Here is an 11,051-nt window from a genome sequence, read left to right on the forward strand (position 1 = left end):
GCCCTGCTCACGCTCGTCGCGGGTGTCGCAGGCAGCCAGGTGTCGACCACCTTCAGCCAGGACGACTTCATCCCCGCCGACTCCGAGATCGGCGAGCTGATCGCCACGATGACGGAGCTGTTCGGCGCGGACCTCGACGAGACCACCTACGTCCTGCTCGAAGGTGACCTCGCCGACCCCGACGTCGCCAACGCGATGCTCGCCGCGCAGGTCGAGATGGGCGACACCACCGACGTCCGCGGTGCCGCCGGTCAGGCCCAGGTCAGTTCGCCGGCATCGCTGGTGGCGGCCATCGCCAGCCAGCCGGACGCGGCCGAGCAGGCAACCACGCTCGGCTTCACCTCCGAGGGCTTCGCTCCCGACGCGGACATCGCTGCGCTCTACGGCCTGGCCCGCGAGGTCGCCCCCGCGGAGGTCGCCAGCGTGCTGACCGAGGACGCGACGCTCGGTGTCCTCGCGATCTCGACGGCGGCCGGCCAGGACGGTGCCGCCGCCCTGCGCGACGAGCTCACCGAGGATCTCCGTCCGCTCGACGCTGCCGGGATCACGACGACCGTGGTCAGCCAACCGTTGTTGCTCGACGAGTCGCTCGACGCGCTGACGGCATCCCAGACCCGTGGCATCGTCATCACCCTGATCGCCGCGCTCGTCGTCCTGGTCGGGTTCTTCACCCTCCGCGGCCGACGACCCCTCCTCGGCGTCGTCGCGATGATCCCGTCGATCTTCGTGGTCGCGTGGGTGTCGGGCTCGATGCTGGTGCTCGGCATCAGCTTCAACGTGATGACCGCGATGGTGGCCTCCCTGGCGATCGGCATCGGCGTGCCGTACGGGATCCACATCGCCAACCGGTTCACCGAGGACCTCGAGGTGTGTGCCACGATCGACGACGCGGTGCGTGAGACGGTCACCCACACCGGTGGCGCGCTCCTCGGCTCAGCCGCCACGACCGCGGCCGGCTTCGGCGTCCTCGGGTTCGCCTCGCTCGCGCCGATGCGACAGTTCGGCATCATCACGGCGCTGACGATCATCTACTCGCTGATCGCCGCCGTGCTGGTCGAGCCGGCGTGCCTCAAGCTCTGGGCACGGTGTCGGCAGCGCCGCGATGCTGCCTCGCCTCCGGCGGCGGTCGCGGAGGCCCCCGTCCGCTCCGGCGTCTGAGCCTCCGCACCTTCGCACGCCCGCCCGACTCCCAGGAGTTCCTCGGTGATCGATACCTCCTCGCTGTTCCTGCACGTCCTGGCCGCCATCGGCATGGTCGGAGGCGGGCTCGTCCAGGTCCTCGCTGGCGCCCAGCTCCGCTCGGCGTCCACGGGACGGGACGTCGCGACCTGGGCCAGGTTCACCCGCGGTGCCGGGGCCATCATCGTCGTGTCCGCGGTGCTGTCGCTGCTGACCGGCGGTCACCTCGCCGGTGCGGTCTGGGGCGGGGACGCGGGCGGGTTCTCGAACCCCTTCATCACCCTCGGCGTCGCCGGGCTGCTGCTGCTCGCCCCCATCGGTCCGATGATCGGCGGGGCCCGACTCCGACGGCTCGCCGTGGACGGTCACGCGGTCGGTGACCAGGCTGCCACCGCTGATCTCCGCGCGGCCGCCGCGGCGCCGAGCCTGTGGGGCCCCGTGCACTCGCTGGTCGGGGTCGGTGTCGGCCTGGTGGCGCTGATGGTCTACAAGCCGGGGTGGGCCGCGGGCGTGGCGCTGCTGCTGGTCACGTTCGCTGCCGGCTGGCTCGCTGGTGTCGTCGCGGCTCGGTCGGCGCCGGTCACCGTCTGACGGGGCGCCCCGTCAGCGCGGCGCGCTCGGGAAGGCCCCGTCAGGCGCGCGGTTCGTTCGAACACGCGGCGGCGAGGGTCTCGACGATCCGGTCGAAGTCGGTGCCCTTGACGAGGCAGTCGACCGCGCCGAGCGATCGGGCCTTCTCGTGGGTGGTCGCATCGGTGAACCCGGTGAGCACCACCGTGGCCGGCCGGCGGCGATCCGCGAGCTGCTCCAGCACCTCGAGCCCGTCCAACTCGGGCAGGCCGAGGTCGAGCAGCAGCAGGTCCGGGTCGTGACGCCCGATCGCGTCGAGGGCCGCCAGGCCGTCGCCGGCTTCCGCGACGACCTCGAAGCGGCCGTCGCGCCGGATCATCAGGACCAGGAGCCGACGCAGCCCCGGCTCGTCGTCGACGATCACGATCGTGCGGGTCACGGTGCGCCCTCCTCGGTGGGGAGCACCCGCAACGCCCCGGCTTCGATGCTGCCCTGCACCGCGGCGACCTCGGCCAGCAGATCGGAGACGACCGCCTGGGCCGCCCCCACCGCGGCCAACGCCTCCTCCCGGGCGGTCTCGATCTCGTCGAGGTTCAGGGCCAGGACGACCGTGGCGAGCGCCTGGACGATGCGGTCGTGGACGGTCAGGGCCGTGCGTTGTTGCTGAGCGGCCCGTCGCACGAGCTCCTCGTGACGTTGGAGCTCGACCTCATCGGTCACGTCCCGGACCACGCCGAAGACGTACAGCCGCTCACCCGGCCCGTCGGTGACGGCCTGCGCGCGGATGTCGACGGTCCGTCGCTGTCCGTCCGCTCGCACGATGCGGTGTCGCAGCTGTGCGGCGGGGGCCCCGCCGGCGCGACCGGCCGCGACCGCTTCGGTCACCATGCTGCGGTCCTCGGGGTGGACGTGCTCGAGGTACCTGCCGGGCCGAGGCACGAAGGCGCCCGGTTCGTGCCCGAACAGCCGGAACATCTCGTCGTTCCAGCTCACCTCGTCGGTCGCGAGGTTCCAGTGGTAGAGGCCGGCCCCGGTCAGCTCGGTCACCAGCGCGAGCTGGCGCTGGGTCTCACGCTCGACGGTCACGTCGAGGGCGTAGCTGAGGAACAGGTCCTCGCCCAGCGGGACGGTCGCGGCGTTCAGGGTCACCCGGCCGGCGGCCAACTCGCGCACGACCTCGTAACGCAGCGACCCCTGCTCGCGCGCCGTCCGGAACTGTTCGGCGATCTCCGTCAGGTAGCGGTCGGGGTAGACCTCGCTGACCCGGCGACCGATGATGTCCGAGACCTCGAGGTCCATGAGCGCCGCCGTGGCGGCGTTGGCCCACTCGACGGTGCCGTCGTCACCTTCCCAGCGCACGACGACGAACCGCGCGGGGGAGACCGCAGCGAGCTGCTCGAAGGCGGAGCCCCACCAGGAAGGATGCACCGTCACGTCACGCCCCGAAGCTCACCGACCACCGAACCGTCACGGTAGACGGTCCGGCGTCGCTGATGCCTCGGCTGCCGTCGCTGACGGTGCGGCTGCCCCGACCAGCGTCGGGGTGCGCTGACGCTGGTGGCGCGGATCGATGTGGCGTCGAGCAGATCGGGTGCGCCCGGCAGGACTCGAACCTGCGGCCGTCGGATTAGAAGTCCGATGCTCTATCCAGCTGAGCTACGGGCGCGCGGTCGACAAGGCTAGTCCGGACGACCGTCACACCCGGCTGGCGCGTCAGCTCCGACGGCGGGTGCTCAGGGTGGCCAACGCCACGGCACCGAGGGCGGCCTCGAAGGCGCCCGCGCCCGTGTTCGGCAGTGGTCCGTCACCGGCCGAGCCGGCGGCGGTCCCACCGGACCTCGGCACGCCAGCTGCGACCTCGCCCTCACCGTCGCTGGCATCGTCGCCGCTGTCGCCGGTCGCGGTGGTGTCGGCCTCCCCGGCCGATCCCTCGTCGTCGACCGAGCCCTCACCCGAGCTCTCCGCATCGGGCGCCGTCGCGCCACCGTCGGCCACCTCGCCGTCATCGGCGGGGGCTCCGTCGCCGGTGTCCGCGTCCGTGCCGACCGCCGCGTCGTCGGCGTCGTCCGCTCCCGCCTGGTCCTCGCCCTCGTCGTCAGCCACCGGCGCGTCGTCCGCGTCGTCCGCGTCGTCATCGGCCGGAGCGTCGTCGGCGGGAGCGTCGTCGGCCGGAGCGTCGTCACCGTCCTGACCGCTCGCGGTGACCTGCTCGTCGTCGGGGCCGCTCTGCGTGACGACCACCGTGACGCCGGCGAGCAACAGCACGAGTGCGGCGACCAGCAGCGGTCGGGACGCGCTGAGCACGGGGCAGCCTCCGAGACGGGGGTGGTGTGCGCCCAGGCTAACGGGACCGGTGTCCGGAACCCGGCACGCCTGACGCTCCCGAGGACCGCTCGGACGGTGGCCGGGGGACCCGTGCCGCAGCGAGCGGGACCTGCCGCCGGCTCCGAAGCTCGGACGACACCTACGGATGGATCCCCACGTGCTCGTCCTCGTCCACGGCGCCACCGGTGGCACCGGCCGTCTGCTCGTCGATCGGCTGCTCGCCGACGGTCATCAGGTCCGCGCGTTCGTCCGCGACCCCGACAAGGGCGCGCCGTTGGCCAAGAGGGGAGCCGAGGTGGTCCCCGGGGACCTCACCGACCCCGACGCGACCGCGCTCACCGACGCCACCCGTGGTGTGGACGCCGTCGCGTTCTGCGCCGGCAGCGGGGCGTCCACCGGCAAGGACATGACGCTGCTCGTCGACCTCCACGGCGCGGTCCGAACCATCGACGCGGCGGTCGAGGCGGGCGCGGACCGCTACGTGATGCTGTCCTCCATGGCCGCCGACGACCCGCTCGGGTCGTCCGAGGCGATGGCGCCCTACCTCGCCGCCAAGCACGCCGCCGACCGGGTGCTCGCCGCCAGCGGCCTGCGGTGGATGGTGGTGCGACCCGGCGCGCTCACCGACGATCCGCCCACCGACCAGGTCCGCACCGGGACCCCCCGTATCGCCAGGGCGGAGCGGGGCGATCGGAGTATCTCGCGCGCCGACGTCGCTGCGGTCATGGCCGCCAGCCTGGAGGCCGACGCGACCGGCGTGACCTTCGAGGTCCTGTCCGGTGACCGACCGGTGGCCGAGGCGGTGGCGGACCTCGCCGCCGGCAGCGCGTAGGTTCCGGGCCGCCCTGCAGCGATGGAGACCCCGTGACCGACGACGGACGGCCGAGCCGGCTCGAGCGCGCCGTCGACCGCGTCCCGTTCCTGGAGAAGGAGCTGTTCCTCCTGTCCCGGGTCGTGCAGCCCGGGATGGTGTGCGTCGACGTCGGCGCGGCCGGTGGCGCACACCTGCTCGTGATGGCTCGTCGCGTCGGACCGACGGGACGGGTGTTCGGCTTCGAACCGCGGCCCGGCTCGCTCCGCATGCTCGCGCGCATCACCCGTCTGGCTGGCGTGCACGACCGCACCACCTTGCACCAGGTCGCCCTGGCCGAGGCCGACGGGGAGCTGCCGCTGCGGATCCCAGTGGTGCCGACGCGGGCGCACCTGCACGGCACGACCGATGACCGCGATGGCACGGCAGCCTTCGCGCGGCTGCCCCACCGCGAGATCACCGTGCCGACCCGTCGGCTCGACGACGTCCTCGCCGAGTCGGGGGTGGACCGCGTCGACGTGCTCAAGATCGACGTGGAAGGTGCCGAGCTGGCGGCGCTCGCCGGCGCCGAGCGGACGTTGGCCGAGGCTCGGCCGCTGGTCCTCGTCGAAGCCGATGACCTGCACCAGTTCCGCTACGAGGCGTCCGCGCAGGACGTGGTCGACGCCGTGGCGAAGCACGGGTACGGCGTCTACCGGTTCCGTCGCGGCGCCCTCGACGCGCTCGAGGGTGCCGTCACCGCCGACGAGGACGACTACGTGCTCGTCCCGAGCGAACGTCGGCCGCCGCTCCCGGTCCGGCGCCGGCGCACCTGACCAGCGGGTGGGTCACGGCTCGTAGCGCGGGACCACCTTGCGGCCGAGCACGCCCATGACGTCCATCCAGCGGGCCCCGAGGACCGTCTGGGCGACGTGCATCGCCCACGCGTCCGCACCGACCAACTGACGTCGCCGGCCCCGCTGCACGCCCCGCAGGATGATCTCGGCGGCACGCTGCGGCGGCATGCGCAGCGCCTTCTCGAAGGCGTTGGTCAGAGCCTCGTTGCCGGGTGTGGTCTGGGCGTTGCGTGCGATGTCGGTCGCGATCCCACCGGGGTGGACGCAGGTGACGCCGACGGGCGCGCGGGCAGCAGCCAGCTCGATCGCGATCGACTCGGTGTACCCGCGGACCCCGAACTTGGCGGCGTTGTAGGCCGAGTTGTAGGGCATCGCGACCAGGCCGAAGAGGGATGAGATGTTGACCAGGTGCCCGTCGCCGGACGCCAGCAGGTGGGGGAGGAAGGCCTGCGTGCCGTGGACGACGCCGAGCAGGTCCACGTCGACGACCGTCGTGACCTCCTTGGCGGTCTGCTCGACCGCCCGGGCCGCGAGCGCGACGCCGGCGTTGTTGATGACGAGGTCCGCCGACCCGAAGGTGTCGACGACCTCCACCGCGTGGGCCTCGACCGCGTCACGGTCGGTGACGTCGAGGTGCCACGCGCGCACCGTCCCGCCGCGCGCGGTGAGATGGTCGGCGGTGTGCTCGACCCCGGCGATGTCCACGTCGGAGGCGGCGACCTTGGCCCCGCGCCGCGCGAGCTCGGTCGCCAGCGCGCGACCGATCCCGGATCCGGCGCCGGTGACGACGGCGGTCCGACCGGAGAAGGTGCGCACGGGTGTCCTCGAGTGTCATCGGGGGCAGGAGACCTCCCGCTGAGCGTTGCTCGACGATGACGGTACCGCTACGGTTGAGCATCAGTCAACAAGGGTCAGGCCGCACAGCGGCGGCCACCGAGGTGCGACCGACGGGAGGTGAACGTGGTGACAGGAGCGCGACTCAGCCGGACCGCGAGGCGTGAGCAGCTCGTCGTGCTCGGCCACGAACTGATCGCCGACAGCTCGTTCGATGCGGTCTCGGTCGACGACGTCGCGTCGGCCGCTGGCATCTCCCGGGGGTTGCTGTTCCACTACTTCCCGACCAAGCGCGACTTCCAGGTCGCGGTCGCCGAGCGGGCCGGCGACGAGCTGCTCGCCGCCACGGCCACCGATGCCACGGCCACCCCGCTCGAACAACTGCGTGCGGGGGTCGAGCAGCTCATCGATCACGTCGCCCCTCGCCGGGACGCCTACATCTCGCTCGTCCGCGGCGCCGCGAGCGGGGAACCCGAACTGCGGGCCGTCGGTGATCGCACGCGGGCGGTGCTCGCCGATCGTGTGGTCGAGGGGCTGGGCCTCCGGGAGGTCCCCCCCGAGGTCGAGATCGTCGTCCGCGGGTGGGTGGTCTCGACCGAGGAGGTCATCGTGTCGTGGCTGGTCGACCGTGACCTCGACCGGGCACGGCTCGTCGACGTCATCGTGGACACGCTGTTGCTGCCCATCGCATCGCGGCTCGATCCCGCCGAGGTGGAACGCCTCGGGCGGTCCGCCGCGGACTGATCAGGCCGGGACCGAGACCCGGAGATCGTCGACCGCCGGTGCCGCCAGGGGGGACGGCCACGCGCCCGCGCCCTCGACGTAGGCCGTCCGAGCCCGCTTGCCGGGGGCGTCGGTCGGAACCTCGGGTACCCCGTCGTACACGGTGCCGAAGTAGGCCTGGAGGGCGCGGAGCGCCTCGTGGCGGAGCTGCGAGACGCGGGCTTCGGTGACCCCCATCGAGTCGGCGATGTCGCGCAGCAGGCGGCCCTCGAAGTGGTGCTCGATCAGCACGCGGCGCGGCCCCTCGGGCAGCGCGGCGACGGCGGTGCGCAGCGTGCCGACGAGCTCGGAGCGTTCCAGCGCCGGGCCGGGCAGCCACGCGACGTCGGTCTCGGTGACACGGTCGGCGAGCGAGCCCGCCTCGCCGTCCTCGCCGAGTGGCCGGTCGAGGGTCAACAGGCGCGAGGTGACCGCGGACGCGCGGCGCTTGCGCACGAGCTCGACCGTGACGCCGAGCTCCCCGGCGATCTCGGTGTCGTGCGGGACCCGTTGCAGGCGCTCCTCGAGGACGCTGGTCGCTCGTTCGATGGCGCGGAGGTCACGTCGGAGCCGCCGGGTGGCCCAGTCGCGGCCGCGGGTCTCGTCGAGCACCGCACCGCGGATCCGGATCGTGGCGTAGCGCGCGAAGGGCACGCCCGTCGAGGGGTCGTAGCGGTGGGCCGCATCGACCAGTCCGGCAGCGCCGGCGCCGAGGAGCTCGTCGCGGTCGACGTGACGGGGGAAGTTCGCGGTCAGCTGGTGGACGACGTGGTCGACGAGGTGGACGTGCGCCTCGATGAGCTGCGCGATCCCGTCAGCAGCCGCGTCGGTCGCGCGGGGAGCCCTCGCGGTCGTCGTGCGCATACCTCGCTCCGTTCCGTCCACCCGGGCGGCCGGTTGGCCCGTTGGAGGGAGCATCGGATGGTGCGCACCCGTGACGGTAGAGGCGTTCACGCGCTCTTCACAGGGGTGGGTCGAGCCTTCACGACCGTCTTCACACCGACCGCTTGAGCCGAGCGACCGTCGGTCGATGCACCGGGTGACGAGGTCGAGGTGTGACGAGGTCGAGGTGTGACGAGGTCGAGGTGTGACGAGATGGTGATGGTGGGTGAGCTCGCGGAGGTGCTGCGGCGCCAGCGCGACGCGGTGGAGACCATCGAGCGTCGCCTCGCGGTGTTGGAACGTCGCCTCGAGGCGGGGGAGGACACGACCGCCATCACCGAGGCGATCGCGGCCGTCCACCGGGCCACGGAGCGGGCCGCCTACCTGATGCTCGCGCGGAGCATCGCCCTCACGGCGGCCGGCGTCTCACCGGACCTGACCGCCGAGCAGATCGCTGCGTCGCTCGAGGACGGGTCGGACATCCGCGCGGGTAGGGAGCCGAGGGCCGTCGCACGCGACCTCGTCGACGCCGTGGAGCGGGTCAACCGCCGCCGGGCCCAGCTCGAGGGGGCCTTCGCGGCCACCGTTCCGGCCAGCTGCGACCTCGGACCCTCGCTGCGGGCGTGACGTCGCCGGTCACCCTCCGCCCGTGGCGTTCGGTCGCCGTTTACCCTGCGCCCGCGGCGTCTGGCCGCCTGACGCGGGAGGGGGAGGCGGGCGTTGGCGACGAAGGTGCTCGCGGTCGACGACGAGCCACAGATCCTCACCGCGCTGTCGCGGGGGCTGCAGCGTGCCGGTCACGAGGTCATCGTCGCGCGCAACGGTGAGGACGGGCTCGCGGCCGCGGCCGCCGCGCAGCCGGACCTGATCCTGCTCGACCTGCGCCTCCCCGATCTCGACGGCATCGAGGTGGTCCGCAGGCTCCGGACCTGGAGCGACGTCCCGATCGTGCTGCTCTCGGGGGAGGGCAGCGAACGAGCGCGCGTCGCGGCCCTCGATGCGGGTGCCGATGACTTCGTCGACAAGCCGTTCTCGATGGACGAGCTGCGTGCGCGTGTGGCCGCGCTGCTCCGCCGCTCCGGCGCCCGAGGCGGTGACCGCGCGACGGGCGGACGTCTCGAGTGCGAGGGCGTGGTCATCGACCTCGCCAACCACCGCCTCCTCGTCGACGACCGCGAGGTCCGGCTCACGCCCATCGAGTGGCGGCTGCTGAGCACGCTGGCGAGCCGTCCCGATCGCATCCAGACCTACCAGCAGGTGATCCACGCGGTCTGGGACGAGTCGCACGGCGAGGAGACCCGGCAGAGCCTGCGGGTCCACCTCCGCACGCTCCGGGCCAAGCTCGGCGACGATGCGGCTGCGCCTCGCTTCATCGTGACCGAGTCGGGGCTGGGGTACCGCTGGGTCGGGTCGTGAGCACCGACGACCTGGCGGACCCCGACGACCTCGTCGGTCGTTTCGTGGACCTGTCGCCGGACGCGATCGCCATCCTCGACCTGCACGGCACCGTCGAACGCTGTAACGACGCGTTCGTCGAGCTGTTCGGTGCGATCGAGCGGCGCGACCTGGTCGGACGCGCCCTCCTCGACCTGGTCGCCGACGTCGACCGCGACCGCGCCGCCGACCGCCTGGCCGAGGTGCTGTTCGATCGGCAGCCGGTGCTGCGGACCGATCTGCAGCTGCGTCGCACCGACGGTGCCCGGTTCCCCGCCTGGGTCAGCGTCGGCCACCTCGGCGAGCCGCAACGGCGCCTGCAGGTGGTGGTGCGGGACCTGAGCGAACGGGTACGTGCTGAGACGGAGCGTGCGCGCCTCGGTGAACAGTTGGCCCAGGCGCACCGGTTCGAGACCGTCGGCCAGCTCGCCGGCGGGCTGGCGCACGACCTCAACAACCTGCTGACGGTGCTGGTCACCAGCCTGGGGCTGGCCGATGAGTCGCTCCGCGACCTCGCGGCCGGCGGCGACCGTGCCACCGGGATCGCAGCCCTCACCGAGGACCTGCAGCACCTGCGGATCGCGTCCGACCGTGTCGACACCCTGACCCGCAAGCTGCTGCAGTTCGCATCCCGGTCCGGTGGCGCCGTCGTGACGGTCGTGGTCGCCGACCTCGTCGCCGACGTCGCCGACCTCCTCGGCCGCAGCCTCGGTGGGGCGGGCCTCGAGACCTCCGTCGCCGACGACACCCCCGACGTCCGCGTCGATTCGGCCGGGCTCGAACAGGCGATCACCAACCTCGTCCTCAACGCCAGGGACGCCGCTCCGGGCGGCCGCATCACGCTGGAGGCCTCCCGGGGGCGAGGTCCCGGTGGGGGTCCCGCGGCGATCATCGTGGTCGCCGACGAGGGCACGGGGATGCCGCCTCACGTCGTGGCACGCGCCTTCGAGCCGCTGTTCACCACCAAGCCGCGCGACCACGGCACCGGGCTCGGTCTGCCGTCGGTGCGCGCCTTCGTCGAGCAGTCCGGTGGCACGGTCCACATCGACACGGCGGTCGGCGAGGGGACCCGGGTGACCATCACCTTGCCGGAGTTGGTCGATGTCGAACTGCCGGTGGGCCCCGCCTCGGCGCCGAGCGTGCTGGTGGTCGATCCGTCCGACCGATCGGGGCCGATCGTGGCGGCCATGCTCGTCCAGGCCGGGTACCGCGTCGAGGTCGTCGCCTCCGCCGCCGACGCTCGCCGTCACCTCGACCAGCAGCCGCCGGCGGTGCTGCTCATCGACCTGGTGCTCCCCGACGGCGGTGCGCTCGACGTGGTGGCCCGGGCCGACGCGTCACCCGAACCGCCCGCGGTCGTGCTCCTGTCGTCGACCCCGGACGCTCGCCCCTCCGTCGCCGGCCACCCGGTGCTGGTC

The 11,051-nt window shown here is 72.9% G+C and carries 13 protein-coding genes and 1 tRNA gene; 8 read left to right on the forward strand and 6 right to left on the reverse strand.

All coding sequences use genetic code 11. From position 1 onward, the window contains the following. Together WEB03_RS12525 and WEB03_RS12530 are read left to right on the forward strand one after the other, a co-directional pair. The coding region (locus WEB03_RS12525; protein ID WP_368071287.1) for an MMPL family transporter at window positions 1-1,158 on the forward strand (1,158 nt) is incomplete at its 5' end. 45 nt (window positions 1,159-1,203) lie between these two features. Beyond that, on the forward strand, window positions 1,204-1,770 hold the full coding sequence (locus tag WEB03_RS12530; protein ID WP_368071288.1) for a hypothetical protein: 567 nt from the start codon (window positions 1,204-1,206) through the stop codon (window positions 1,768-1,770). Between the two features lie 40 nt (window positions 1,771-1,810). Here the strand turns inward: WEB03_RS12530 and WEB03_RS12535 are convergent, their stop codons facing one another. The 4 genes from WEB03_RS12535 to WEB03_RS12550 all read right to left on the reverse strand — a co-directional run bounded on the left by WEB03_RS12535 (window position 1,811) and on the right by WEB03_RS12550 (window position 4,053). Then, on the reverse strand, window positions 1,811-2,188 hold the full coding sequence (locus WEB03_RS12535) for a response regulator (protein ID WP_368071289.1): 378 nt from the start codon (window positions 2,186-2,188) through the stop codon (window positions 1,811-1,813). After that, window positions 2,185-3,183, reverse strand: coding sequence for a PAS domain-containing protein (locus WEB03_RS12540; protein WP_368071290.1), 999 nt, complete (start codon window positions 3,181-3,183; stop codon window positions 2,185-2,187). The genes WEB03_RS12535 and WEB03_RS12540 overlap by 4 nt, the downstream gene beginning before the upstream one ends. A gap of 158 nt (window positions 3,184-3,341) precedes the next feature. Then, window positions 3,342-3,415 (reverse strand) — tRNA-Arg (locus WEB03_RS12545). Window positions 3,416-3,462: 47 nt separating this feature from the next. Next, on the reverse strand, window positions 3,463-4,053 hold the full coding sequence (locus WEB03_RS12550) for a hypothetical protein (RefSeq protein ID WP_368071291.1): 591 nt from the start codon (window positions 4,051-4,053) through the stop codon (window positions 3,463-3,465). Between the two features lie 166 nt (window positions 4,054-4,219). Between WEB03_RS12550 and WEB03_RS12555 the strand changes: the two genes are divergently transcribed. Both WEB03_RS12555 and WEB03_RS12560 read left to right on the forward strand, forming a co-directional pair. Further along, window positions 4,220-4,906, forward strand: coding sequence for an SDR family oxidoreductase (locus WEB03_RS12555; RefSeq protein WP_368071292.1), 687 nt, complete (start codon window positions 4,220-4,222; stop codon window positions 4,904-4,906). A gap of 32 nt (window positions 4,907-4,938) precedes the next feature. Continuing rightward, a complete protein-coding gene (locus WEB03_RS12560; RefSeq protein WP_368071293.1) occupies window positions 4,939-5,700 on the forward strand; it encodes an FkbM family methyltransferase in 762 nt (253 codons plus the stop codon). Between the two features lie 12 nt (window positions 5,701-5,712). On the opposite strand, the gene WEB03_RS12565 is transcribed toward WEB03_RS12560, so the two are convergent. After that, window positions 5,713-6,537 carry an SDR family NAD(P)-dependent oxidoreductase gene (locus WEB03_RS12565; RefSeq protein ID WP_368071294.1) on the reverse strand — a complete coding sequence of 275 codons (825 nt, stop codon included), beginning with the start codon at window positions 6,535-6,537 and terminating at the stop codon, window positions 5,713-5,715. A gap of 147 nt (window positions 6,538-6,684) precedes the next feature. Here WEB03_RS12565 and WEB03_RS12570 point away from each other — a divergent pair, with 147 nt between their 5' ends. Next, window positions 6,685-7,299 carry a TetR/AcrR family transcriptional regulator gene (locus WEB03_RS12570; RefSeq protein WP_368071295.1) on the forward strand — a complete coding sequence of 205 codons (615 nt, stop codon included), beginning with the start codon at window positions 6,685-6,687 and terminating at the stop codon, window positions 7,297-7,299. Here the strand turns inward: WEB03_RS12570 and WEB03_RS12575 are convergent, their stop codons facing one another. Further along, window positions 7,300-8,181: a sigma-70 family RNA polymerase sigma factor gene (locus WEB03_RS12575; RefSeq protein ID WP_368071296.1), complete on the reverse strand. Its 882-nt coding sequence runs from the start codon at window positions 8,179-8,181 to the stop codon at window positions 7,300-7,302. A 237-nt stretch (window positions 8,182-8,418) separates the two neighbouring features. Between WEB03_RS12575 and WEB03_RS12580 the strand changes: the two genes are divergently transcribed. The 3 genes from WEB03_RS12580 to WEB03_RS12590 all read left to right on the forward strand — a co-directional run. Then, complete coding sequence (locus WEB03_RS12580) at window positions 8,419-8,826, forward strand: hypothetical protein (protein WP_368071297.1); 408 nt, start codon at window positions 8,419-8,421, stop codon at window positions 8,824-8,826. A 93-nt stretch (window positions 8,827-8,919) separates the two neighbouring features. After that, a complete protein-coding gene (locus tag WEB03_RS12585) occupies window positions 8,920-9,615 on the forward strand; it encodes a response regulator transcription factor (protein ID WP_368071298.1) in 696 nt (231 codons plus the stop codon). Next, a partial coding sequence (locus WEB03_RS12590) for an ATP-binding protein (RefSeq protein WP_368071299.1) occupies window positions 9,612-11,051 on the forward strand: 1,440 nt, incomplete at its 3' end. The genes WEB03_RS12585 and WEB03_RS12590, both read left to right, overlap by 4 nt.

It is taken from the genome of Nitriliruptor sp., assembly GCF_040882075.1.
Lineage (GTDB): Bacteria > Actinomycetota > Nitriliruptoria > Nitriliruptorales > Nitriliruptoraceae > Nitriliruptor.